Source organism: Novosphingobium sp. GW835-FHT14H07, assembly GCF_058793515.1.
Window position 1 is genome coordinate 21,271 of sequence record NZ_JBXAFX010000001.1, and the last position, 23,566, is coordinate 44,836.

The following is a 23,566-nucleotide window of genomic DNA, read 5'->3' on the forward strand; positions in this document are numbered from 1 at the left end:
CCGCGCTTGCCGGTTGAATTTGCCGGGCGCATCGGCCAAAGCCGCGCGACCATGGCCGATACTGCTACAACGCCCCTCAGCCTGCAGGACATGATCCTGCGCCTTCATGCTTTCTGGAGCGAACAGGGCTGCCTGATCCTCCAGCCTTATGACATGCGGATGGGGGCAGGGACCTTCCACACCGCCACCACACTGCGCGCGCTTGGGCCGGAACCGTGGAACGCCGCTTTCGTGCAGCCCTGCCGCCGCCCGACTGACGGACGCTATGGCGAGAACCCCAATCGCCTGCAGCACTATTACCAGTATCAAGTTATCCTGAAGCCAAGCCCCGAAAACCTGCAGGAACTCTACCTGCAGAGCCTCGTCGAGATCGGCATCGACCCGCTGGTCCACGATATCCGCTTCGTGGAAGACGACTGGGAATCTCCCACATTGGGCGCTTGGGGCCTCGGCTGGGAAGTCTGGTGTGATGGCATGGAAGTCACCCAGTTCACCTACTTCCAGCAGATGGGCGGCTTTGATTGCAAGCCCGTCGCCGGCGAACTGACCTACGGCCTGGAACGCCTCGCCATGTACATCCAGGGCGTCGACAACGTCTATGACCTGAAGTTCAACAGCCACGGCGTCACCTATGGCGAGGTGTTTCTCGAGAACGAGAAGCAGATGTCGAAGTGGAACTTCGAGGTCGCCGATACCGACAGCCTGTTTGAAGGGTTCCGCCGTGCCGAGGCCGAATGCCTCCGCAGCCTCGAGGCCGGCGTGCCCATCGCCGCCTACGAGCAGGCGATCGAGGCTAGCCACCTGTTCAACCTGCTGCAGGCACGCGGCGTGATCTCGGTGCAGGAGCGCGCCAGCTACATGGGCCGCGTCCGCGATCTCGCGCGTGGTTCCTGCGAGGCCTACATGGAAAAGAACGCCGATCAGTGGGCGGCCAAGTATCCGGAGTGGAGCAAGTGAGCGATTTCCTCCTCGAACTGCGCTCGGAAGAAATCCCGGCCCGCATGCAGGCAGGCGCCCGCGCCGATCTCGAAAAGCTGTTCCGCAAGCAGCTTGACGCTGCCGGCCTCAAGGCTGGCGAGATCACCGTCTGGTCCACCCCGCGCCGTCTCGCCCTCATCGCCCGCGACCTGCCGCTGGCAACCGAGGCCGTGTTCGAGGAAACCAAGGGCCCGAAGACTTCCGCCCCCGAACAGGCCCTCGAAGGCTTCCTGCGCAAGACCGGCCTCACCCGTGGCCAGTTGACCGAGCGCGATGGCGTCTGGTTCGCCATCACCGAAAAGCCCGGCCGCGCCACCAGGGACGTGCTCGCCGAAGCCATCCCCGCCATCATCCGCGCCTTCCCCTGGCCCAAGAGCCAGCGCTGGGGCGCAGCCTCGCTCTCCACCGAAAGCTTGCGCTGGGTGCGCCCGCTCTCCGGCATCGTTGCCATCCTGGGTGAGGATCTGGTCGAGTGCGAGATCGGCGGGGTGAAGTCGGGCTACGCGACGCTTGGCCACCGCTTCCACCACGCTGGCGAGATTACCATTGGTGGCGCGAGTGACTACGCCGAAAAGCTGCGCGCCTGCCACGTCATCGTCGACCATGTCGAGCGCGAGGCGATGGTGCGCGAAAAGGCCAAGGCCGCAGCTGAGGCCGCCGGTCTCGTGCTGGTCGAGGACGAAGGTCTGGTGATCGAGAACGCCGGCCTCACCGAATGGCCGGTCCCGCTGCTCGGCCGCTTCGACGAGGCGTTCCTCGACGTGCCGCCCGAAGTCATCCAGCTCACCGCGCGCGTCAACCAGAAGTACTTCATCTGCCGCGACGCTGCTGGCAAGCTCGCCAACGCCTTCGTCTGCACCGCCAATATCGAGGCCAAGGACGGCGGCACCGCCATCGTCGACGGCAACCGCAAGGTGCTGGCTGCGCGTCTCTCCGATGCCCGCTTCTTCTGGGAGCAGGACAAGAAGAAGCCGCTGGCCGAGCAGGCGCAGAAGCTGTCGCGCATCACCTTCCACGAAAAACTGGGGACGGTGGCCGACAAGGTCGAACGCGTCGCCAAGCTGGCCCGCTGGCTGGTGGAAGAAGGCATAGTAACGCCACAAGGAAACACCGGCTCCCCCGCGAAGGCGGGGGCCTCGGGCAGCAGCGCACAACCTCACGAGGTCCCCGCCTTCGCGGGGACGCAGCAAGAGTTGGCAGACCAGGCCGAACTCGCCGCCCGGCTGTGCAAGGCCGATCTTGTCACCGAGATGGTCGGCGAATTCCCCGAACTCCAGGGCCTGATGGGCGGCTACTACGCGCGCGCCGAAGGCCTGCCTGATGCCGTGGCCGACGCCATCCGCGATCACTACAAACCGGTCGGGCAGGGCGATGACGTGCCGATTGCGCCGGTGACTGTGGCCGTTGCGCTGGCGGACAAGCTGGATACGCTGGTTGGCTTTTTCGCACATGACCTTCGGCCCTCAGGCTCAAAAGATCCTTTTGCTCTGCGCCGCGCATCGTTGGCGGTGATCGCGCTGATTGAACGCAATTCTTTGCGATTTAGCCTTAGCCAAACAGCCTTTGAAGCGGTCATAGGTTTGGAAAACCCTCGTATTGGAGACCTCCGTCGCGCATTTGAGGTGGCTGTCGCGGACTTGGCTGGAGTTACGGATGAGTTTGCCGTTGCTGATACGATTGAAGCGGAAAGAAGTGAATTCGAGGCTGAATCCATTGCTCGGTCTTCAACAATCGATAGCGAACTCCTCGCCTTCTTCGCCGACCGCCTCAAGGTCCAGCAACGCGAAGCAGGCGTTCGCCATGACCTGATCGACGCGGTCTTCGCCCTCGGCGGCGAGGACGATCTTGTCCGCCTGCTCGCCCGCGTCCACGCGCTGCAGTCCTTCGTCGGCACCGAGGACGGCACCAACCTGCTCGCGGGCTACAAGCGCGCGGCCAACATCCTCAAGAAGGAAGGCTTCGCCACCAACCCCAACGCCGGGTCCGAAGGCGAGGGCGTCGTCCCGCCGACCGGCGAGGAAGACCCGCTTGTGCTGGTTGACGACCCCGCGCTCAAGGGCGTCGCTGCGCAGTTCTCGCACCCCGAATGCAACTACACCCGCGAACCTGCCGAACAGGCGCTGGTCGATGCGCTCAATTCTGCGGAACCGCAGGCAGCAGGCGCCGTTGCGGCCGAAGACTTTACCGCGGCTATGGCGGCATTGGCCAGCCTGCGCGCGCCCATCGATGCGTTTTTTGATCAGGTTACGGTCAATGATGCGGACGCTAACAAGCGTTCCAGTCGCTTGGCTTTGCTTGACCGCTTCCGTGCTGCAGTGCACAAAGTTGCGGACTTTTCACGCATAGAAGGCTAAGAGCGGGCCGACTCCGGGCCCGTTCCGGCAAGAACAGACTTACGCAGGGAGCCTCGTTGGCGGCATGAGCGCATACGTATTCCACTTCGGCGGCGGCGCATCGTCTTCGGACGCGCGGGCCAAGGACAAGACCATCGTCGGCGGCAAGGGATCGAACCTTGCGGAAATGGCCGGGATCGGCCTGCCGGTGCCCCCGGGTTTCACCATCAGCACCGAAGTGTGCACCGCCTACAACGCCAGCGGCAAGACCTTTGACGATGCCTTGCGAGCAGGTGTCGCCAACGGCGTTGCGCATATCGAGAAGGCCACCGGCCGCACCTTCGGCGATGCGTCGAACCCGCTGCTCGTTTCGGTCCGCTCGGGCGCGCGCGTCTCGATGCCGGGCATGATGGACACCGTCCTCAACCTCGGCCTCAATGACCAGACCGTTGAAGGTCTCGCCGCCGGTTCGGGCGATCCACGTTTCGCTTGGGACAGCTACCGCCGTTTCATACAGATGTATTCCGACGTGGTGCTTGGCCTCGACCATCACCGCTTCGAGGACGCACTGGAAATCATCAAGGAAGACAACGGCTTCTTCAACGATGTTGAGCTTGGTGCTCAACACTGGCAGGCGCTCGTCGGCGAATACAAGGCTATCGTTGAAGACCAGCTCGGCCGCCCGTTTCCGCAGGACGTGCACGAACAGCTGTGGGGCGCCATCGGCGCCGTGTTCGACAGCTGGGAGTCCGATCGCGCCAAGGTCTACCGCAAGCTCAACGACATTCCGCATGACTGGGGCACCGCCGTCAACGTGCAGGCGATGGTCTTCGGCAACATGGGCGATACTTCGGCCACCGGCGTTGCTTTCACCCGCGACCCGGCGACCGGCGAGAAGGCCTATTACGGCGAATGGCTGGTCAATGCCCAGGGCGAAGACGTCGTCGCCGGCATCCGCACGCCGCAGTACCTGACGCGCGCCGCACGTGAGCGGGCAGGCGCCAAGCCGCTGTCGATGGAAGAGGCGATGCCCGGCGCCTATGCCGAGCTCGCCGCCGTGTTCGAGCTGCTCGAAAAGCACTATCGTGACATGCAGGATATCGAATTCACCGTCGAGCAGGGCAAGCTGTGGATGCTGCAAACCCGCTCGGGCAAGCGCACCGCCAAGGCCGCGCTCAAGATGGCGGTCGACATGGTAGCCGAAGGCCTCATCGATGAAGCCACCGCAATCAAGCGCATCGATCCGATGGCGCTCGATCAGCTTCTGCACCCCACGCTCGATCCCAAGGCGCAGCGCGACGTGCTGACCAAGGGCCTGCCGGCATCACCGGGCGCGGCTTCGGGCGCGGTCGTGTTCGACGCCGATACCGCGCAAGCCCGCGCCGAGCGTGGTGACGCGGTGATCCTCGTCCGCGTCGAGACTTCGCCCGAAGACATCCACGGCATGCACGCTGCCAAGGGCATTCTCACCGCACGCGGCGGGATGACCAGCCACGCCGCCGTGGTCGCGCGTGGCATGGGCCGCCCTTGCGTCTCGGGCGCGTCGGGCGTGTCGATTGACATGGCCAGCCGGACAGCGAAGATCGGCAATTGCGAGGTCAAGGAGGGCGATGTCATCACTCTCGATGGCTCGAACGGCGATGTCATGGCCGGCCTCGTGCCGACGGTGGAGCCGGAACTCGTTGGTGATTTCGGCACGCTGATGACCTGGGCCGACAAGCACCGCCGCATGAAGGTGCGCACCAACGCCGAAACGCCGCTCGATTGCCAGGTCGCGCGCCAGTTCGGGGCCGAAGGCATCGGTCTGTGCCGCACCGAGCACATGTTCTTCGAAGCAGGCCGCATCAGCGCCGTGCGCCAGATGATCCTTGCCGAGGACGAGAAGGGCCGCCGCGCTGCCCTTGCCAAGCTGCTGCCCGAACAGCGCAGCGACTTCCAGTCGATCTTCGAGGTCATGGCCGGCCTGCCCGTCACGATCCGCCTGCTCGACCCGCCACTGCACGAATTCCTGCCCCACGCCGATGCCGAGTTTGCCGAACTCGCCGAAGCCACCGGGCTTGGCGTCGAGCATCTCAAGCGCCGCGCGGGCGAACTCCACGAATTCAACCCGATGCTGGGCCACCGCGGTTGCCGCCTCGGCATTACCTTCCCGGAAATCTACGAGATGCAGGCCCGCGCCATCTTCGAGGCGGCCTGCGACGTTGCCGAGAGGAGCGGCGATGCACCGATTCCCGAAGTGATGATCCCGCTGGTCGCCACGCGCAAGGAACTCGAAATCCTGCGCGCACTGGTCGACCGGGTCGCGCTCGAGGTTTTCACCGAGAAGGGGCGGACGCTGGAATACATGGTCGGCACCATGATCGAGCTGCCGCGCGCCGCACTGATGGCAGGCGAGATTGCCGAGGAAGCCAAGTTCTTCTCGTTCGGTACCAACGATCTCACCCAGACCACGCTCGGCGTCAGCCGTGACGACGCAGCGCGGTTCCTAAACCCCTACGTCGACCAGGGCATCTACCCGCGCGATCCGTTCGTGAGTCTCGACATTGAAGGCGTCGGCCAACTCGTCGAATTGGCAGCAGAACGTGGCCGCAAGACGCGCCCGGACATCAAGCTCGGTATCTGTGGCGAGCATGGTGGCGATCCGGCTTCCATCGCGTTCTGCGAGAAGACCGGCCTCGATTACGTCTCGGCAAGCCCCTATCGCGTGCCGATTGCACGGCTCGCGGCGGCCCAGGCGGCTTTGGGTTGATAACCTATCTGGAGTGTTTCCCCGGGGAAACACTCCACGTTGGTGCGTCGAACTTGCCTTGTGGGCGGCTCAGAACTTGGGCGGGCGCAGGGCCTTCGCCCAGCCGCTGAGCGTCAGAATCTCGAACCTTTCGTTAACCTTGCCGTCGGAATCCCGGCGAGCGTCGAAAGCTGCATGTGCGCGGGCCAGCGCGGCTTTCCCCAACGGTGCGCCGGGTCGGGCAAGGCAGTTGCTAAGACCTTGTCCACGCAAGTCAGCGATCATCCCGGCGAACGAGCTGAACCGTACGTCGACGTGATGGCTGTCGATCACCGGGTCGGCGAAACCAGCCCGCTGCAACAGCTGCCCGCCAGCGCGCACGTCGACTTGAGGATGGATGCGCGGGGAAGGGCGGTCACCATCGGCTTCGAGCATGATCGCGCGCAACGCCGGTAGCGACCCCGCCCCGAGGAAACACGCAATCATCAACCCACTATCGGCCAGAGCGCGGCGCAGGTGCACCAGCGCGCCGGGCAGATCATTGACGGTATCGAGTGTGCCGAGGCTGGCGATGAAGTCGTACCCGGCAGGGGCAGGGTAGGGCGCCTCTTCGTCGACCAGCGCGTCTCCCAATGCAGGATCGCGGCGGTCAACAGTTGCGCCTGAGGCCCCTAACGCCGCACCAATCGCTTCGGTCCAGTCGCCGATGACCAGAGCCCGCCGGGGTTCGTGGCGGAGGAAGGACAGGCGCTCGATCACGTCCTCGACCATGTCATCGACGATATAGCGCGGCGCGTCCGGAGCCGTTTGCAGATGCGCCATGCGGCGGCGGACGGCATTCCGCCGATTTCGAGCAAAAATAACGGGGGGAGTGCTGGCCATTTCCGGGCAGTGCCCGTGTCCGCCGGTCTTGCCAAGAGGGGCAATCGTGCGACGATGCGGCAATGCCTTTGTATGCTGTGCAGTTCTCCGCCGTGTTGACGCCGATCGTCGACTTCGTGTTCCCGCCCCGCTGCCCGCTGTGTGGCAGTCCCGTGGCGGCGCATGGGGGGCTTTGCCTGGGCTGCTGGGGCAAGATCGTCGTCCCGTCGGGCACTTGCTGCAAGCTGTGTCAACGCCCGATGGGGGAACAGCACGGGGCAGAGGCCGACCTGCTCTGCGCGCCGTGCATGGCAGAGCCACCCAGGCACACCGGTATCGCCGCTGCGACGCTCTATAACGAGCCGTCCCGCGCGCTGGTGCTGGCTCTCAAGCATGGACGGCGAATCGGGCTTGTGCCGATGATGGCCCGGATGATTCTGCCAAGGCTCGCCGGACTTGAAGGAGAATGGCTTGTTGTGCCGGTGCCGCTCCACCGCTGGCGGCTGATGCGGCGCGGATTCAACCAGTCGGCTCTTCTGGCGCGGGAACTTGCGAGATTGACCGGCCAGCGACTCATGGTTGATGGGCTGCTTCGCCCGCGGGCGACGCCGTCACTTGGCGGTCTGAACCGCAAGGCTCGAGCTCGCGCGCTTACCGGTGCGATCCAGCCCAATCCGCGCCTCGCTTCGCGCTTGTCAGGAGCGCGCGTCTTGCTGGTCGATGACGTAATGACCAGCGGCGCGACGACGGATGCCTGCATGGTGGCACTGCGCAAGGCCAAGGTGGCCGAGGTGAAGATTGCCTGCTTTTCGCGGGTTCTCGACGAAGCCCTTGATGGTCTGCGCGCTCTCCCGGAGCCGGATGTGCAGGGCTGATGCCGACGACAAAAGGAAACGCCCGGAACCGAAGTTCCGGGCGCCCTCGTGACGAAAATCTTGCGGCGTCCGCGTTGACCGCGATACCGACGGCCCCCTGACCGTCCCGCTTTTACCCTCACCATCCGGTCTCGCTTCGCGCGGCCCCTTTGGGCCTGCTGCGAGGCAGCCAACCGGCCCCTCATCAAGTGTCCCTGAACATTGGCGCTACGTCCACTGCCGCCCGGTTGCGGGCTGGCGGTTCAGTTGACGGTTCCCTCAAACCGCTGCGTCTTCATCACCCATTCATGCTTTGGACGGAAGCAGATTGTTCTGCGGCCATGGCTTTTGCAGCATTGTGTGGTTATCGTGCAACAAAACCGCCACACACAGTGACCTTCAGGAAGGCAACCCCCACTTTGTCATCTTCATGCGATGCCGGGCTGCGCGAGCAGGGCAACCAACTCATGCCGAAATTCGATTCGAACGGCCTGCTCACCGCTGTCGCCGTCGATCATGCGAGCGGGGCTCTACTGATGCTGGCGCACATGAATAGCGAGGCGCTGGAGCGGACGCTCGAGACCGGCTTTGCGCACTTCTTCTCACGTTCGCGCGGCAAGCTGTGGATGAAGGGTGAAAGCTCAGGCCACGTGCTAAAGATCGTCGAGATCAGGGTGGATTGCGATCAGGACGCGCTGGAACTTCGGGTCGAACCGGGGGGTCCAGCGTGTCACACGCTGGCGCCGACCTGCTTCTATCGTCGCATTACTCCGGAAGGCTCGTTGCAACGCATCGTCGATTGACGCTTACGTAAAGGTTAGTTAGCTTGGCGACATGTCACAGCATGCCGCCACAGCGACTCGCGATCCGTCTGCACAGAACGAGCACACCGGGCATCTCGATCAGCCCGATGCGCTCAAGCGTGACCAGTTCACCATTTCCGATCTTTCCAACGAGTTCGGGGTGACGGCCCGTGCACTGCGCTTCTATGAAGACGAAGGGCTGATCGCGCCCGAACGGATCGGGCTGTCACGCATCTATTCCAAGCGGGACCGCGCGCGTCTCGCCTGGATCATGCGCGCCAAGAACGTGGGTTTCAGCCTCGCCGAGATTCGCGACATGATCGATCTTTACGACATGGGTGACGGGCGCGCCGAGCAGCGCCGAGTCACGATTGCCAAGTGTCGTGAGCGGATCGAGAACCTGCGTCGCCAACAGGCGGACATTGCTGCGACCATCGACGAGCTGACCAGCTTTGTCGATCTCGTCATCGCCAAGGAGCGGTCTGAAGGCCGCGATCCAACGGTCTGAAGGCCGAACGCTTAAAGGGACAGGACCAAATGCCGATCTACAACGCGCCGACCCGCGACACCCGTTTCGTCGTCAACGAACTGATCCGCCTTGAAAGCTATGGCAACCTGCCGGGCTTCGAGAGCGCAACGCCGGATATGACCGATGCGATCATCGAGGAAGCAGGACGCTTCGTTTCCGAGGTCATCGCTCCGCTCAACCTTTCCGGGGACAGGGAAGGTTGCACTCGCCATCCCGACGGCAGCGTGACCACGCCGACCGGCTTCAAGGACGCCTATCGCCAGTATGTCGAAGGGGGTTGGGGGACGCTCTCCGCGCCCGAAGCCTACGGCGGTCAGGGGCTCCCCCACGTGATGGGCTTCATCATGGAAAAGTACCTTGCCACGGCCAACCAGGCATTTGCGATGTACCCCGGCCTTGCCAATGGCGCGATCTCGGCAATCATCGCCAAAGGCTCGCCCGAGCAGCAGGCCAAGTACCTGCCCAAGATGGTCACCGGCGAATGGCTCGGAACCATGAACCTGACCGAGCCGCATTGCGGCACCGACCTCGGCATGATCCGCACCCGCGCCGAACCGCAGGCCGATGGTTCCTACGCCATCACCGGCACCAAGATATTCATCTCGGCGGGCGATCATGACCTGACCGAGAACATCATCCACCTCGTTCTCGCCAAGACGCCGGGTGCCCCGGAATCGAGCAAGGGTATTTCACTGTTCATTGTCCCAAAGTTCATCGTCAATGACGACGGTTCGCTGGGCGAGAAGAACGGCGTCTCGGTCGGGTCCATCGAGGAAAAGATGGGCATTCACGGCAACGCCACCTGCGTCATGAATTATGACGGGGCGAAGGGCTGGATGGTCGGCGAGGAGAACAAGGGCCTTGCCGCCATGTTCATCATGATGAACGCCGCGCGCCTTGGCGTGGGCATGCAAGGGCTGGCGCAGGCCGAAGTCGCCTATCAGAACGGCCTTGCCTATGCGCTTGACCGACGCCAGGGCCGCGCTCTGACGGGGCCGGCGGATCCGCAGGCCAAGGCTGATCCGATCATCGTCCACCCCGACGTGCGCCGCATGCTGATGGACGCCAAGACCTTCATCGAGGGCATGCGCGCGTTGTGCCTGTGGGGCGCGCTGCAGGTCGACCTGTCGCACAAGGCGGCGACGGCAGAGGAGCGCCAGATGGCTGACGACCTGATCAGCCTGCTCACCCCGGTGATCAAGGGCTATGGCACCGACATGGGCTACAAGGTGGCCACCGACATGCAGCAGGTCTGGGGCGGTCACGGCTATATTGCCGAGAATGGCATGGACCAGTTTGTCCGCGATGCGCGCATTGCGATGATCTACGAAGGCACCAATGGCGTTCAGGCGATGGACCTTGTCGGGCGCAAGCTGGCGCTGAACGGCGGGCGCGCGATCCAGGCGTTCTTTGCGCTGATCGATGCCGAGTGTGCCGAAGAGTCCTCGGATGAGACGGTAAAGCTCGTCGGCGAACGTCTCGCCAAGGCCAACGGCGAACTGAAGGCCGCGACGATGTGGTTCATGCAGAACGCCATGGCCAACCCGAACAACCTTGGCGCCGGCGCCTATGCCTACATGACGTTGACGGGCATCGTGTCCCTCGGCCTGATGTGGCTGCGCATGGCAAAGGTTGCGGCTGCTGCCCTGGCAGATGGCACCGAAGACAAGGCGTTCTACGAGGCCAAGCTGACCTGCGCCCGCCATTGGGCAACGCGCTATACCACCGAAGCCGGGGCGCTGCGCCGCCAGGTGGAGGCCGGTGGCGATACGATCATGGCGTTGACGCCGGAGCAGCTCGCCATCGCCTGATGCGGTGATCTGACAAGTCGGCTCGCTTGACGGGCTGCGCCTCGCTGAGGCCTAGTTCTGCCGATAATGGGAGACAGGCATGATCAGGCGCAGCCCCAAGGAGCTTATCGAGCTCTACTGGACGGAAGTCTGGAACAACCGCAACGCCGAACTCATTCGAGAGCTCTGTGCCGATCCGATTGTTCGTCACGATCCCGGCAGTGTGTCGGCGCTTTCGCTCGAGGACCAGATTGCGCGGGTGCGTCAGCAGAGCGAAAAGGCTGAGCCGTACTTCGAGCACGAAGTGCTGCATGCCGACGATACCTATGTAACCTCGGTCTGGAACATGCACACCCGCAAGGGTGAGCGGATCGAACTCTGCGGCATCGAAGTGTTCAAGGCGGTCGACGGCAAGTTCACCGACTGCTGGAATTCGAGCTACGTTGCCGGTCGCTGGGGGCGTGAAGGCGACGCCTCGGTGCCGCAGGACCTGCCCGAACCTGCGCTTGTTGCCACGATGGACGGGATCACGCCCGCATGGCTGCAGGCGGTGTTCCAGCATGGAGATGTGCCTGCGCCGAGGGTGAGCCTCGTTGCCACAAAGCCCATCGGACACGGCAATCTGTCGCAGACGATCCGGGCGGCGGTAACCTACAATGCGAATGCGGCGGATGCGGTTGGGTCCGTCATCTGCAAGATCACATCGGGCATTCCGCAGGCCGTGTCCGTGGCGGGCGATTTTGGCGTCTATCACCGGGAGTGCGAGGTCTACCGGTTCCTTGGGACTGTGCCGCCGCTCGCTACGCCGCGCGCTTATTGGGCCAGGACCGGCGCAGACGGTCGCACGATCAATCTCGTGCTCGAGGACCTGTCTGAGCGAGCCCGTCCGGGAGACCAGATCGCCGGCTGCAGCGTGGCCGAAGCAGGGGCGGTGGCGCGCGAACTCGCAGCGCTGCATTCGGCAACCTGGGGTGATCCGCGCTTGGATGCAGCCGATTGGCTGTTTGATCGCGCGGCGCTTGCAGGGCGGTCTGCCGAGGGGTTCGCGCTCGCTGTGACGGAATGGAAGCGGCGCTTTGCCGGAAGGGCAGAGCCCGCGCTGATCGACGCAATAGAGAGTTTCGTGCCGCGCATTCGCGGGCATATCGAAGCTGCGGCGAAGGGGGACGCGCTAATTCACGGCGAGCCCCGCGTCGACAATGTCCTGTTCGAGGATACGCCAGAGGGCCCACGCGCCTGGCTGATCGATTGGCAATTTGCCGCGCGCGGCAGTCCGATGTTCGACCTTGCCTATTTCTTGTCGGGTTCACTTTCGCCTGTGGATCGCCGGGCTTGCGAGGCCGCGTTGATTGAACGCCACGTTGCAGCGATGGCGGAGGTTGCACCCGAGTGGGGACTCGAACAGGCGCGGGCCGAATATGCGACGGCCTTGCCGGTCCCCTTGCAGTTCACGGTGGGCGCGATCCTTGCCATGCCGGAGAGCGATCACGGCGATCGGTTGCTGCTAACCCTTGCCGAGCGCAACATTGCAGCGGTGCGGGACTGGGGTCTGGCCTAGCCCAGGACTTCGTCAAGCAGTTCCATCAACGCAGCCCAGCTCTGTCGGTCGGCGCTGGCGTCATAGCCGATGGCGGCCATGCCCCGCTCGTCGCTGCCCGGATCGGTGAAGCCGTGGCGCACGCCGCTGTAGCTGTGGAAGTGCCAGTTGGCCCCGGCAGCGTCCATTTCTTCCCAGAATGCCATGACTTGCGCGCGCGGAACCATCGGGTCGGCGTCGCCATGGCAGACCAGGATTCGGGCTTTCACGGCGCCGGGTGCGGCGGGGGCCTGCGTGTCGAGCAGGCCGTGGAAGCTGGCGGCCAGGACGAGTTCCGCCCCGTCGCGCGCCAACTCGAGTGCGGCCTGTCCGCCCATGCAGTAGCCGATCGCGGCAACGGGCAGACCTTGCGCTTCCGCTCGCCCGGTCAGAGCAGCAAGGGCGGCGTGCAGGCGCTGGCGGTAGCTTTCCACGCTTGCGCGCAATGGCCCCGCCAGTTCACGCGCGTGGTCGAAATCGCGGACCTGTACGCCGTAGAAATCGGCGACCATCGCCAGACAACCCGCCTGCGCCAGCATGTGGGCGCGGCGGATCATCGGGGCATTGCAGTTGGCGATCGTCGGCAGGACCAGCACGGCTGCGCGGGGCGGCCCCTCAGGCTTCACCAGAAAGCCGGTGAGGGCCAAGTCACCGTCTGCGTAATCGACCTGTTCGACCGCCATCGCGCTTACTCCGGCAGGAAGTCCGGAACCGAAAGATAGCGCTCGCCGGTATCATAGTTGAAGCCGAGCACGCGGCTGCCGGCGGGCAGGGTTCCAAGCTTCTGGGCAATCGCCGCCAAGGTCGCTCCAGAGGAAATGCCGACGAGGATGCCTTCCTTGGCCGCGCACTGCCGCGCCATTTCCTTGGCATCGGCCGGATCGACGGTAATGGCTCCGTCGATAGACTTGGTGTGAAGGTTGCCGGGAATGAAACCGGCGCCGATGCCCTGGATCGGGTGAGGGGCCGGCTGTCCGCCCGAGATGACCGGCGAAAGCGTCGGCTCGACCGCGTAGGCTTTCATCGAGGGCCAGTGCTTCTTCAGCTCCTCGGCGCAGCCGGTGAGGTGGCCGCCGGTGCCGACTCCGGTAATCAGCACGTCGATCGGTTCGCTGGCGAAATCCTTGAGGATTTCCTGGGCCGTCGTCCGTACGTGGACGGCGACGTTGGCAGGATTGTCGAACTGCTGGGGCATCCATGCACCCTCGGTCGATTCGACGAGTTCGCGGGCGCGCTCGATGGCGCCCTTCATGCCCTTTTCACGCGGGGTGAGGTCGAAGGTGGCGCCATAGGCGAGCATCAGCCTGCGGCGTTCGAGCGACATTGATTCGGGCATGACGAGGACCAGCTTGTAGCCCTTGACCGCTGCGGCCATGGCAAGACCGATACCAGTGTTGCCCGAGGTCGGCTCGATGATCGTGCCGCCGGGCTTGAGGCTGCCATCAGCCTCTGCTGCCTCGATCATGGCAAGGCCGATCCTGTCCTTGATCGAGCCGCCGGGATTGGCGCGCTCGTTCTTCACCCATACCTCGTGGTCGGGAAACAGGCGGGACAGGCGAACGTGCGGTGTGTTGCCGATAGTGGCGAGGATGGAATCCGCTCTCATGTCGCTTGGCTCCTCTTGGTGAAGGGATTGGATGGAGTCTTGGGGGACAGCCTAGGACTATCTGTACCGCGCTGCAAAGGTTCGCGCGTTCTTCAGTTCCGGGAAAAGGAAAAACCACGCCGCCGTCACGGCAATGGCGCTGATGCCGCCGAAGATCACGGCGCCGACAGCACCGATCAGGGCCGCGGCCACGCCCGATTGCATTTCGCCCAGTTCGTTGGATGCCGAAATGGCCAGGCCGGAGATGGAGGAGACACGTCCGCGAACGTCATCCGGGGTGTGCAACTGCACGAGCGTGCTACGGATGAATACCGAAACCATATCCCCCGCGCCGATGCCGACCAGCATCAGCAGCGACAGGTAATAGTTCGTCGATAGTCCGAAGCCGATGGTGAAGAGGCCGAAGATCACGACGCCCAACAGCATCTTGTTGCCGACATTCTGCGTGATCGGCTTGCGAGCCAGGACGAACGCGACAAGCGCAGCACCGAGGCCCGGCATTGCCCGCATCAAGCCGAGGCCATCGGCGCCGACCGGTCGTCCGTCGATGAAGAGAATGTCGCGGGCGAAAACCGGCAGCAGTGCGGTGGCTCCGCCGAGGAGCACTGCAAATAGATCGAGCGTGACGCAACCGAGCAGGAACCGGTCGTTCCACACGAACGAGAGGCCCTGGAGAATCTGGCGCAAGGGGTGCGCGTTGCGGTTGCCTTCCGGCGGCGGAATCCTGCGGATGCCAAAGATGCAGAAAGCGCCCAGCGCCAGCAACCCGGTCGACAACCAATAGGGCAGGGACGGGTGCCCTGCGAAAAGCAGGCCAGCAATGGCCGGGCCGCCGACCGAGCCGGTCTGCCATGCCATCGAATTGATCGCCACCGCCTTTGGCATCAGTTCTGCAGGTACGACATTGGGTGCAATGGAGGATAGCGCAGGGCCGATAAAGACGCGCGCGGTTCCGTGGAGAGCGCCAAGCCCGAACAGCAAAGGTAACGACAGGGCCTCGGCATAAGTGCAGAGCGCGAGTGACAGGGCGACAACCAGGTCGATGCACATCGCAAGCCCCGCAACGTTGCGCCGATCGAACCGGTCGGCGACAACTCCGGCTACGGGAGTAAGCAGAAACAGCGGCAGAAACTGCGCAAGGCCGAGCAAGCCAAGCTGGAATGCGGCCTCGGCGATCGACATCCCGTATTGTCCGCGGGCAACGTCATAAAGCTGGTACCCGAGGATCACTACCATTCCCGATGTCGCAAGCACCGAAAAAAAGCGGGCGATCCAGAATCGCCGGTAATCGGGAATGGCAAGAGGCGAGGAGGGCGAAGCCGAAGTCGGGGAATCAGGAGGAGCTGTGGTCACGGCCGGTGCAATGCCAGCCGACCGGGACGATGCCAAGAAAGCAAAATTTGGGGCTGGCGCAGCAACTGGGCTGCGGCAAGGACCATGCGCGGAGCGTCAGCCCTGACTGCGCGACCGGGGTCCGGGCTGGATGGCGCGGATGAGCTTGTTGAAATCATCAAGGCGGATGATTCGCTCGAACTGGAAACCGGCACGATCGCCGTCGGTCCACACGAGAAAGGCCTCAATGCGTCCGATGACCGGCAGCCGCACTGTAACGCGTTCTCCTCGGCCAAGATCGCCGCAGCCATTGGCCATGAACCCGGTTGTCGAGATATTGGCGAACTGCAGCATGATGTCGCCCCGTGCGCGATGTTCCCCGATCACGGGCAAATTGACCGGGTGCCGGGTGGAACGACGCAGATCGGTGACTGAAAGCTGGGCTCCGCCGCGCATCGTTCCTCCTGGCGCATGAGTGACTATGCCGAAGGATATAGGACCGAAATGGCGAACAATTCGTAAAGCTGCGGCAGAGGCTTGCCGGAACCGGCAGGCCTCTGCCGTTATGGATCACGTAAGATTGACGAGAGCACGCATGTCAGGCGCGCCGAAGGATGCCGTGCTTCTTCTTGCCCGACGAGATGCGGATCTCTTCGGAGGACAGGGCAATGCGAAAGCTTTCGTCGGTGACCGGTTCGCCCGCAACTTTTGCTCCGCCGCCGGCCACAAGGCGCTTCGCTTCCCCTCTACTGGCTGCAAAGCCAAGCCCGACAAGCGCGTCGATGATTCCGATGCTGCCTTCGGCTGATTCGAAAACGGGCAGGTCCTGACCGAGCCCGCCGCCAGCGAAGGTCGCCGAGGCGGTGGCTTCGGCCGCCTTGGCGGCTTCTTCGCCACGCACAAGCCGGGTTACCTCGTTGGCCAGAACGACTTTCGCGGCATTGATCTCGCTACCTTCCAGGGCCTCGAGCCGCTTGATCTCGTCGAGAGGGAGATCTGTGAACAGGCGCAGGAACTTGCCGACATCGCGGTCATCCGTGTTGCGCCAGAACTGCCAGAAATCCCACGCGGGCAGCGCGTCCTCGTTGAGCCACACCGCGCCGGCCGCAGTCTTGCCCATCTTCTTGCCATCGGCGGTGGTGAGCAGCAGCGTCGTCAGACCGAAGACTTCCTTGCCATCCTTGCGGCGGGTGAGTTCGATGCCGTTGACGATATTGCCCCACTGGTCCGAGCCGCCCATCTGCAGGCGCACGCCCATCGCCTTGTTGAGATGGCGGAAATCGTAGCCCTGCAGGATCATGTAGTTGAATTCGAGGAAGGTCATCGGCTGTTCGCGCTCGAGCCGCAGCTTGACCGAATCGAACGTGAGCATGCGATTGACCGTGAAGTGCGTGCCGACTTCCTGGAGCAACTCGATGTAGCCCAGCTTGCCCAGCCAATCGTGATTGTTGACCATCACGGCGTCGGTAGGTCCATCGCCGAACTTCAGGAGCTTTGAGAACACCGTGAAGATCGAGGCAATGTTGTCCTCGATCGTCTGGTCCGACAGCATCTTGCGGCTCTCGTCCCGTCCCGTCGGGTCGCCGATACGGGTCGTGCCGCCGCCCATCAGCACCACCGGCTTGTGCCCGGCCTGCTGGAGGCGGCGCAGCATCATGATCTGCACGAGGCTGCCGACGTGGAGCGATGGCGCAGTGGCGTCAAAGCCGATATAGCCCGGCACCACGCCCTCGCTGGCCAGCTTGTCGAGCCCTTCGGCATCGGTCAGCTGATGAATGTAGCCGCGCTCGTCAAGCAGGCGGAGGAGGGTGGATTGGTACTGGGTCATCGGAGCCTTCTTTCCTGTGGCGGCGCGCCTAGCACGGAGAACAGCGCTTGGAAACGTTCGAGCTTGTGCATCACCCCACGACGCCGCCGCTTGGCGTTACCGGACTTTGCGCGCGGATACTTGCGTTCGAGCCGCGGTGGTTGAGCTTGCGCTGGCGGGTGGAGGGCGCAGGGCGCATCGTGTTGCCACCGTTTGCAGGCAAGGTCCGGGCTGATGGCCTTTGGCAGACGACGTGCTTCGAGCTCTTCGTGAGGCCTCGGCATCGCGACGACTATGTCGAGTTCAACTTCTCGCCCTCGCAGGCATGGGCGGCCTATGATTTTTGCGGCTATCGCGAGGGGATGGTTGAGCGTGCGATGCCTCGTCCACCGGTCTGCACGCCGCGCCGGGGGCAGTCAGTGCTGATCTTCGACGTCGCGCTGCCCACGGCGGCCTTGCCCGCGCTTCCTTTCGTGTACGGGTTGACTGCGGTGATCGAGGAAGAGGGCGGGCACAAGTCATACTGGGCGATGGCCCACCGTGAAGACCGGCCAGACTTCCATCACGAGTCTTGCTTCGCGAGCCGCCTTGAGGCACCGCACCAGCCATGAAATTCGGTATCGACCGGCTGCTTGCCGACCCCGCCCTGAGGAAGCCACTCGAAGGAAAGCGCGTCGCGCTGGTGGCCCATCCGGCCTCGGTCACCGAAGGCCTGGTCCATTCGCTCGATGCGCTGATCGCCGGCGGCATCAACATCACGTCCGCCCTTGGCCCGCAGCATGGCCTCAAGGGCGACAAGCAGGACAACATGGTCGAGACCGCCGACGAGCTGGACCCGATCTACGGCATCCCCGTGTTCAGCCTATATGGCGAGGTGCGCCGGCCGACCGCAGCAATGATGGACACTGCGGAGGTGTTCCTGTTCGACCTGCAGGACCTCGGCTGCCGCATCTACACCTTCGTTACCACGCTGCTCTATCTGCTTGAGGCCGCGTCCGAGTCCAACAGGAATGGCGGAACCGGCAAGGCGGTATGGGTGCTTGACCGGCCCAATCCCGCGGGCCGCCCTGTCGAAGGCACCACGCTGCTGCCGGGCTGGGAGAGCTTCGTTGGTGCAGGCCCGATGCCGATGCGGCATGGAATGACGCTGGGCGAGATGGGCGCATGGTTCGTGGAGCACTTCAAGCTCGACGTCGACTACCGCGTGATCAGCATGGAGGGCTGGGAGCCTGAAGGGCCCGGCTTCGGTTGGCCGCAGAGGAGGATCTGGATAAACCCTTCGCCCAACGCCGCCAGTCTCAACATGGCGCGAGCCTATGCCGGGACCGTGATGATCGAGGGCGCGACCTTGTCCGAAGGGCGTGGCACGACGCGCCCGCTGGAAGTGCTGTTCGGGGCGCCCGACGTTGACGCCAAGGCTGTCCTTGCCGAAATGCGCAGCTTCGCGCCGCAATGGATGGAGGGATGCGCCATCCGCGAATGCTGGTTCGAGCCGACCTTCCACAAGCATGCGAAAACACTTTGCAATGCGCTGATGATCCATGCCGAGGGCGCGTTTTACGACCACCACGCGTTCCGTCCGTGGCGGCTGCAGGCGCTGGCCTTCAAGGCCATCCGCAGGCTCTATCCGGATTACCCGATCTGGCGCGATTTTCCTTACGAGTACGTTTTCGACAAGCTGGCGATCGACGTGATCAACGGCGGCACTGCGCTGCGCGAGTGGGTGGACGATGCGGCCAGCACTGCGGACGATCTCGACACCTTGGCGAGAGCCGATGAGACGGCGTGGATCGAAGAGCGGGCGCGCTTCCTGCTTTACTGACGAACCTCAGGCTGAGGCTGCCTGTGTCCGCCGCGGGGCGCTTTCGTGCATCAAGGCCATTGCCAGAAGGGCCACGGCGGCGGCCGAGACCATGTACCAGGCGACGGCCATCGGATTTCCGGTGATCTTCAGCAGCCAGGTGATCACCAACTGCGTCGATCCGCCCAGGAACGTGACGGGCAGGGCATATACCAGTGCGAAGGTGCGGGCGCGGCTTGCCTTGGGCAGGCTTTCGGCAATTGCGGCATAGACGGCACCGCTCGGCAGGGTCGAGACGAATGCAAGCAAGCCGTTGACCGCGAGGAACATCGCCCGATCATGCGCATTGGTCAGAGTTATGTAAGCTGGCACGATCGCCAGCGTGAACGCCAATGTCGGCCAGATCATCAGCGGTCGCCGCCCGAACCGGTCGCTCATCCAGCCGCCGAGCAGGATCGCGAAGAACCGCGCGACATTTACCGCCAGCGTGCTGCCCAGCGAGATGCTGGCAGAATAGCCCAGAGTGTTCTGGCCATAGGTCGCCATGTAGTTGAACAGGTAGGTGGCGATGGTCGCGCCCGAGATCATCATCATCCCGAGAATGACGGTGCGCCAGACTCCGGCAGGAACGTGACCGGTGGGCAGGTGGTCCGGCGCATGGATCGTTTCAGGCAGGGACCGGCGGATCCACAGCGAGAACGGCACTATCACCGTGCCCAGCAGCAGGGCCACTCGCCAGCCCCAGGCAGTCAACTGGTCAGGCGTGAGGGCAAGGCTGAGGCAGAGGCCGACCAGCGATCCGGCCGATGATGCGATGGCCTGGCTCGCCCCTTGCCAACTGATCGACCAGCCACGCCGATGATCCTGCGCGGTTTCGAGCATGTAGGTCGTGGCCGAGCCCACTTCGCCGCCCAAAGCAAAACCCTGCAGCAGGCGCGCCAGCACCACGACCACTGGCGCAACGGCACCGATGGCGGCATAGGACGGCGTGAGCGCGAGGACCGCGACCGATACGCCCATCAGGGTCATACTCATGAGCATCGCCGGCTTGCGTCCGTGCCGATCTGCCCATGCGCCGATCGCCCATGCGCCAAGCGGGCGACCAATAAAGCCGACGCCGAAAGTCGCCAACGAGGCCATCAGGCTGACAAACGGATCTTCCGAAGGGAAGAATACCTTGCCGATCTGGATCGCGAAAAAGCTGAAGGTGATGAAATCGTAGAATTCCAGCGCATTGCCGGTTGTGGCGGCAATCACTGCGCGTCGGGCTAGCTTGCGCTCTTCCACGGTATGCCCTGACACGATCGCCCCCGTTGATCGAACACCCGCGCAAGGCTGGCAGATGCGGGGTGGGAGTCAAGAATTTCGCTGGCGGCCCTAATGTGCCTTTGTAGGAACAAGCGCGTCCCATTTGTCCCAGCCGATGGTGCGACCGGGGTAGGCTACCTTCCTGAACGGCCATTCGCTGGCAATCCACTGCATTACCCACGCCTGCAGCTCCTTGTCGAAGCCGGCGTCATGCTCTGCCTTGGTTACCCACATCAGGACCACGGCATCGTAACCTGCGACCGGGCTTGGCTGCACATAGACACAGCCCCGCTCGCGCTTGCCGTCAGGCGTCAACACGGCATAGGCAAATGATTTGCGCTGGGCAAAACGGGCCTGCTCGGTCTGCATGTCGGCCATCGCCTCGGCGTCGGTTATCCCGGCATGAGGCCACGACGTGCTGCGCGTGAAGGTCTTCTGCAAATGGTCGATCGACGACATGTAGGCATCATAGTCGATTTTCACGAGTTCGGGACCAAGCGGAACCAGCTTGAAGTCTGGCGCTTCGACGAGGGTAGGCACGCCGAACTCGGCGGGAACGAGGGGCAGCTGGGCCTTGCCGTTCTCGGCGGCGAGCACTGGCGACGCCACGATTGTGGGCGATAGTGCCGAAACCGCCAGACAGACTGCTGCAAACTTCAAGGGCATTGGTCCTTTGTCTCCGGAAGATCCGAACCTCTTGCCGGACACTGGGCTGCCCTCGACCTGTCGCGCAATACGCGATTTGCGCGAGGGTCAGATGGTAGGTCCCGCCCTCGATGTCAAAGCTCTCGCTTCCTCAGGCCGTCACTTCTTGAGGGGCTGAGGGATCAGCGGCGCCAGCGAGGCAATGACCGCCTCGGGCTCGAATGCCATTTCCGCAAAGACTTTTCCGTCACCTGGCGTGCCGGTGCGGAATCTGGCGCGATAGAGCGAGGTCTGGGCAGGCATGAGCATGAAGTGGCTATGCCCCCGGGCTTTGGTCAGCAGTGCAAGATGCAGGAGCAAGGCATAGGTGCCGGGTGTACCGGTGCCATTGCGCGAAGTGTCGACAAACTCGCCATACTCGATGTCGGTCTTCGGCGTGGTCACGTATTTCGATTTGTCCGTCTTCCATACGTTCGCGGCGAACTTGGCGAATTCGGTCTGGGCGAAGGCAGGACGGAAAGTGTCGAACCGATCGGAATTGTCATCGCCGGTATTGTTTATCTGGGCGGCGATGCGTGTCTCCTCCGCTGCCAGAACCTCCTTGGCTGTCGGAATTGGCGTGTTGGCGCGTTCCGCAGGTGTGCCCACCGTCTCCAGCTTTCGGGCCACTCCGGCAACCAGCCCGGCGTTGATCGTCGGCCAGCGCGAACGCGCGGAAAACAGCGTGCGGGCGCGCATGCCCTGTCCGGAATCGAGCGCCACAACGATGGCGTAGAGGTCATTGGCTTCGTTTGTTGCAGTTACCGGTGAGTCAGTCTTGCCCTGGGCCGTGTCGGCTTCTGCTGCGGCGAGTGCCAGTTTCATCAGTCGATCGCCCTCTGCCACGTTCCCGCCGAGACGGTACGCGACAGCGGCGCGTGCCAGCGAGGAATAGCCGCGTACCTTGGGAACGGTGCCGAGAAGATCGGCAAAGGCCTTGTAGTCGGACGCTGCTTCAAGAAAACGTCCATCGACGGCCCGTGCTGCAGCGCGTTCGAGCACGGCGAGCGGGTAGACACGCACCGCCTGATCGAAAACAGCCGCTTCGGCACTACCGTAAGCCCTGGCGATCGCGAGATATTGCATCGCGGAGAGTTGGGCCTTGATATCGAAGGGCGCCTGATTGGCCAGCTCAAGGCCGAGTGCGTGGGCGCCTGCGTAATCGCCCTTGCCGGTCAGCGCCATGGCCTGCAGCTCGATCGCGGTGAGGCCCAGGCTTTGCTTGTAGGCAAGCGTGGCAGTGAGATCGGGCTGGTCCGTCGTGACCGAGCGGATGTCGGCAATGGCGCGGTCCCAGTCCTGCATTTCCATCCGGTGAATTGCACGACCGAAGATCAGCTCGATGCGCCGACCGCCGTCCTTTGCAGGCTCGGGACCGGAAAGGGCTTCGTCACAAGCCTTGATGCCGTCCACACCGTTGGCGCGTTTCTTGGGATCATAGCCTTCGCGCGGAGGAAGGAGCAGACCGATCACGGCAGTGATCGCCACAAGCCGGGCAACCGTGCCCAAGGTAGAGGCCTTGTTCGGGAAGCCGTCGCAGCGGACAAAGGCCGATGGACCGGCGGGAGCTTTGCCATTAGGAATTGGGGCAGCAGGAACTGGAGCAGTTGGAGCTGGTGTCGGTTGGTCTGCTGCGAATGCTGTGATGGGCTGCAGCACAAGCGATATAGCCGTGAGCCCGGCAAGAGCATTCTTCAAATTCATGGCAATCCCCCCAACGTCAGCTGATGACTAGCGGGGTTTCTGGAACGGACAATACTAATTGCCGAGAATATGAACTGTTTCTATCCGTCAGGCCGTCCGCCAGACTGGAGCACGCCTTTCCAGAAAGGCATTGATCCCCTCGTCGGTGTTTTCGTCCATCATGTTCTGCGCCATGACTTCGCAAGCGAGAGCATATGCTTCGGAGCGGGAGCACTCGCGCTGGGTGTTGAAAAGCTTTTTGCCACGGCGGATCGCATCGGGGTTCTTGGCGAGTATCGTGGCGACGAGATCATCGGTTGCGGCATCAAGCGCCTCGGCCGGAGCGACGGTATTGACAAGGCCCCAGTCGGCGGCGGTGCGGGCATCGATGAATTTCCCGGTCACCAGCATCTCGAAAGCACGCTTTGCAGGCACATTCCGACTGAGCTCCACGGCAGGGGTTGAGCAGAACAAGCCGACGTTGATTCCTGAAACAGCAAAGCGCGCGTCTTCGGAAGCGACGGCAAGGTCGCAGGCGCCGACCAATTGGCAACCTGCGGCGGTGGCAACGCCATGGACCTTGGCAATGACGGGAACAGGGAGAGCAGCAATCGCCTCCATCACGTCGGTACAGGCAGCAAAAAGCCTGTGGTAGGCGTCGAGATTGCGGTCAGCCTGCATCTCGGCAAGATCATGTCCGGCACAGAAGGCCTTTCCCGCTCCGGCAAGGACCACGACGCGCGCTTCATTGTCGCTCGCGATGTCCGAAAGTTCGGCCAGCAGTTCGGCGAGGACGGCCTGCGACAGGGCATTGAACTTGTCAGGTCGATTCAGCAGCAGGTCGTGTCGACCCTCTGCCGTCCGTTGCGCGAGGATCGTCTTGCCCATTGCCT

20 protein-coding genes are annotated in these 23,566 nt (G+C 63.4%); 10 read left to right on the forward strand and 10 right to left on the reverse strand.

Annotation, left to right across the window (positions count from 1 at the left end; translation table 11 throughout):
- Positions 1–51 precede the first annotated feature (51 nt).
- The 3 genes from AC1Q5P_RS00130 (at position 52) to ppdK (ending at position 6,060) form a co-directional block, all read left to right on the forward strand.
- Positions 52–957 carry a glycine--tRNA ligase subunit alpha gene (locus tag AC1Q5P_RS00130; RefSeq protein ID WP_062347963.1) on the forward strand — a complete coding sequence of 302 codons (906 nt, stop codon included), beginning with the start codon at positions 52–54 and terminating at the stop codon, positions 955–957.
- Positions 954–3,332 carry a glycine--tRNA ligase subunit beta gene (glyS, locus tag AC1Q5P_RS00135; RefSeq protein WP_492517827.1) on the forward strand — a complete coding sequence of 793 codons (2,379 nt, stop codon included), beginning with the start codon at positions 954–956 and terminating at the stop codon, positions 3,330–3,332. The genes AC1Q5P_RS00130 and glyS overlap by 4 nt, the downstream gene beginning before the upstream one ends.
- A gap of 64 nt (positions 3,333–3,396) precedes the next feature.
- Entirely contained in the window at positions 3,397–6,060 is a 2,664-nt protein-coding gene (gene ppdK / locus AC1Q5P_RS00140; protein WP_492517828.1) for a pyruvate, phosphate dikinase, read from the forward strand.
- A 69-nt stretch (positions 6,061–6,129) separates the two neighbouring features.
- Here the strand turns inward: ppdK and AC1Q5P_RS00145 are convergent, their stop codons facing one another.
- Positions 6,130–6,861 (reverse strand): class I SAM-dependent methyltransferase, encoded by a 732-nt coding sequence (locus AC1Q5P_RS00145; RefSeq protein ID WP_492517829.1) that lies wholly within the window; start codon positions 6,859–6,861, stop codon positions 6,130–6,132.
- 122 nt (positions 6,862–6,983) lie between these two features.
- On the opposite strand from AC1Q5P_RS00145, the gene AC1Q5P_RS00150 reads away from it, so the two are divergent.
- From AC1Q5P_RS00150 to AC1Q5P_RS00170, 5 genes are all read left to right on the forward strand, one after another.
- The gene (locus tag AC1Q5P_RS00150; RefSeq protein WP_492517830.1) at positions 6,984–7,775 is read left to right on the forward strand and encodes a double zinc ribbon domain-containing protein; all 792 of its coding nucleotides are present in this window, start codon (positions 6,984–6,986) and stop codon (positions 7,773–7,775) included.
- A gap of 446 nt (positions 7,776–8,221) precedes the next feature.
- Complete coding sequence (gene hisI, locus AC1Q5P_RS00155; RefSeq protein ID WP_492517992.1) at positions 8,222–8,557, forward strand: phosphoribosyl-AMP cyclohydrolase; 336 nt, start codon at positions 8,222–8,224, stop codon at positions 8,555–8,557.
- A 31-nt stretch (positions 8,558–8,588) separates the two neighbouring features.
- The gene (locus AC1Q5P_RS00160; protein WP_039331172.1) at positions 8,589–9,065 is read left to right on the forward strand and encodes a MerR family transcriptional regulator; all 477 of its coding nucleotides are present in this window, start codon (positions 8,589–8,591) and stop codon (positions 9,063–9,065) included.
- Positions 9,066–9,094: 29 nt separating this feature from the next.
- Positions 9,095–10,897 carry an acyl-CoA dehydrogenase C-terminal domain-containing protein gene (locus AC1Q5P_RS00165; protein WP_062347884.1) on the forward strand — a complete coding sequence of 601 codons (1,803 nt, stop codon included), beginning with the start codon at positions 9,095–9,097 and terminating at the stop codon, positions 10,895–10,897.
- Positions 10,898–10,976: 79 nt separating this feature from the next.
- Positions 10,977–12,434: a phosphotransferase gene (locus tag AC1Q5P_RS00170; protein WP_492517831.1), complete on the forward strand. Its 1,458-nt coding sequence runs from the start codon at positions 10,977–10,979 to the stop codon at positions 12,432–12,434.
- Here AC1Q5P_RS00170 and AC1Q5P_RS00175 read toward each other — a convergent pair.
- The 5 genes from AC1Q5P_RS00175 to tyrS form a co-directional block, all read right to left on the reverse strand.
- Positions 12,431–13,135: a dienelactone hydrolase family protein gene (locus AC1Q5P_RS00175; RefSeq protein ID WP_492517832.1), complete on the reverse strand. Its 705-nt coding sequence runs from the start codon at positions 13,133–13,135 to the stop codon at positions 12,431–12,433. The genes AC1Q5P_RS00170 and AC1Q5P_RS00175 overlap by 4 nt on opposite strands.
- A 5-nt stretch (positions 13,136–13,140) precedes the next feature.
- A complete protein-coding gene (gene cysK / locus AC1Q5P_RS00180) occupies positions 13,141–14,058 on the reverse strand; it encodes a cysteine synthase A (protein ID WP_039331166.1) in 918 nt (305 codons plus the stop codon).
- Between the two features lie 57 nt (positions 14,059–14,115).
- Positions 14,116–15,411, reverse strand: coding sequence for an MFS transporter (locus AC1Q5P_RS00185; protein WP_492517833.1), 1,296 nt, complete (start codon positions 15,409–15,411; stop codon positions 14,116–14,118).
- Between the two features lie 96 nt (positions 15,412–15,507).
- Positions 15,508–15,846: a pilus assembly protein PilZ gene (locus tag AC1Q5P_RS00190; protein WP_039331164.1), complete on the reverse strand. Its 339-nt coding sequence runs from the start codon at positions 15,844–15,846 to the stop codon at positions 15,508–15,510.
- A 142-nt stretch (positions 15,847–15,988) separates the two neighbouring features.
- Complete coding sequence (gene tyrS / locus AC1Q5P_RS00195; protein ID WP_492517834.1) at positions 15,989–17,218, reverse strand: tyrosine--tRNA ligase; 1,230 nt, start codon at positions 17,216–17,218, stop codon at positions 15,989–15,991.
- 47 nt (positions 17,219–17,265) lie between these two features.
- Here tyrS and AC1Q5P_RS00200 point away from each other — a divergent pair, with 47 nt between their 5' ends.
- Together AC1Q5P_RS00200 and AC1Q5P_RS00205 are read left to right on the forward strand one after the other, a co-directional pair.
- Positions 17,266–17,808: a DOMON-like domain-containing protein gene (locus AC1Q5P_RS00200; protein WP_492517835.1), complete on the forward strand. Its 543-nt coding sequence runs from the start codon at positions 17,266–17,268 to the stop codon at positions 17,806–17,808.
- Positions 17,805–19,019: an exo-beta-N-acetylmuramidase NamZ family protein gene (locus AC1Q5P_RS00205; protein ID WP_492517836.1), complete on the forward strand. Its 1,215-nt coding sequence runs from the start codon at positions 17,805–17,807 to the stop codon at positions 19,017–19,019. The genes AC1Q5P_RS00200 and AC1Q5P_RS00205 overlap by 4 nt, the downstream gene beginning before the upstream one ends.
- Positions 19,020–19,025: 6 nt before the next feature.
- Here the strand turns inward: AC1Q5P_RS00205 and AC1Q5P_RS00210 are convergent, their stop codons facing one another.
- From AC1Q5P_RS00210 to AC1Q5P_RS00225, 4 genes are all read right to left on the reverse strand, one after another.
- Positions 19,026–20,300, reverse strand: a complete 1,275-nt coding sequence (locus AC1Q5P_RS00210; protein WP_492517837.1) for an MFS transporter — start codon at positions 20,298–20,300, stop codon at positions 19,026–19,028.
- 75 nt (positions 20,301–20,375) lie between these two features.
- A complete protein-coding gene (locus AC1Q5P_RS00215) occupies positions 20,376–20,972 on the reverse strand; it encodes a twin-arginine translocation pathway signal protein (protein WP_492517838.1) in 597 nt (198 codons plus the stop codon).
- Positions 20,973–21,110: 138 nt separating this feature from the next.
- Entirely contained in the window at positions 21,111–22,499 is a 1,389-nt protein-coding gene (locus tag AC1Q5P_RS00220; RefSeq protein ID WP_039331157.1) for a tetratricopeptide repeat protein, read from the reverse strand.
- Positions 22,500–22,781: 282 nt separating this feature from the next.
- Positions 22,782–23,561 (reverse strand): enoyl-CoA hydratase, encoded by a 780-nt coding sequence (locus tag AC1Q5P_RS00225; protein WP_039331156.1) that lies wholly within the window; start codon positions 23,559–23,561, stop codon positions 22,782–22,784.
- Between the last annotated feature and the right edge of the window lie 5 nt (positions 23,562–23,566).

Excerpts from the sequence above, each read along its gene's own strand:
- AC1Q5P_RS00130 (WP_062347963.1), top strand. The coding sequence starts at position 52 with ATGGCCGATACTGCTACAACGCCCCTCAGCCTGCAGGACATGATCCTG.
- ppdK (WP_492517828.1), top strand. The coding sequence starts at position 3,397 with ATGAGCGCATACGTATTCCACTTCGGCGGCGGCGCATCGTCTTCGGAC.
- AC1Q5P_RS00145 (WP_492517829.1), bottom strand. The coding sequence starts at position 6,861 with ATGGCGCATCTGCAAACGGCTCCGGACGCGCCGCGCTATATCGTCGAT.
- AC1Q5P_RS00150 (WP_492517830.1), top strand. The coding sequence starts at position 6,984 with ATGCCTTTGTATGCTGTGCAGTTCTCCGCCGTGTTGACGCCGATCGTC.
- hisI (WP_492517992.1), top strand. The coding sequence starts at position 8,222 with ATGCCGAAATTCGATTCGAACGGCCTGCTCACCGCTGTCGCCGTCGAT.
- AC1Q5P_RS00160 (WP_039331172.1), top strand. The coding sequence starts at position 8,589 with ATGTCACAGCATGCCGCCACAGCGACTCGCGATCCGTCTGCACAGAAC.
- AC1Q5P_RS00165 (WP_062347884.1), top strand. The coding sequence starts at position 9,095 with ATGCCGATCTACAACGCGCCGACCCGCGACACCCGTTTCGTCGTCAAC.
- AC1Q5P_RS00170 (WP_492517831.1), top strand. The coding sequence starts at position 10,977 with ATGATCAGGCGCAGCCCCAAGGAGCTTATCGAGCTCTACTGGACGGAA.
- AC1Q5P_RS00175 (WP_492517832.1), bottom strand. The coding sequence starts at position 13,135 with ATGGCGGTCGAACAGGTCGATTACGCAGACGGTGACTTGGCCCTCACC.
- cysK (WP_039331166.1), bottom strand. The coding sequence starts at position 14,058 with ATGAGAGCGGATTCCATCCTCGCCACTATCGGCAACACACCGCACGTT.
- AC1Q5P_RS00190 (WP_039331164.1), bottom strand. The coding sequence starts at position 15,846 with ATGCGCGGCGGAGCCCAGCTTTCAGTCACCGATCTGCGTCGTTCCACC.
- tyrS (WP_492517834.1), bottom strand. The coding sequence starts at position 17,218 with ATGACCCAGTACCAATCCACCCTCCTCCGCCTGCTTGACGAGCGCGGC.
- AC1Q5P_RS00205 (WP_492517836.1), top strand. The coding sequence starts at position 17,805 with ATGAAATTCGGTATCGACCGGCTGCTTGCCGACCCCGCCCTGAGGAAG.
- AC1Q5P_RS00215 (WP_492517838.1), bottom strand. The coding sequence starts at position 20,972 with ATGCCCTTGAAGTTTGCAGCAGTCTGTCTGGCGGTTTCGGCACTATCG.
- AC1Q5P_RS00225 (WP_039331156.1), bottom strand. The coding sequence starts at position 23,561 with ATGGGCAAGACGATCCTCGCGCAACGGACGGCAGAGGGTCGACACGAC.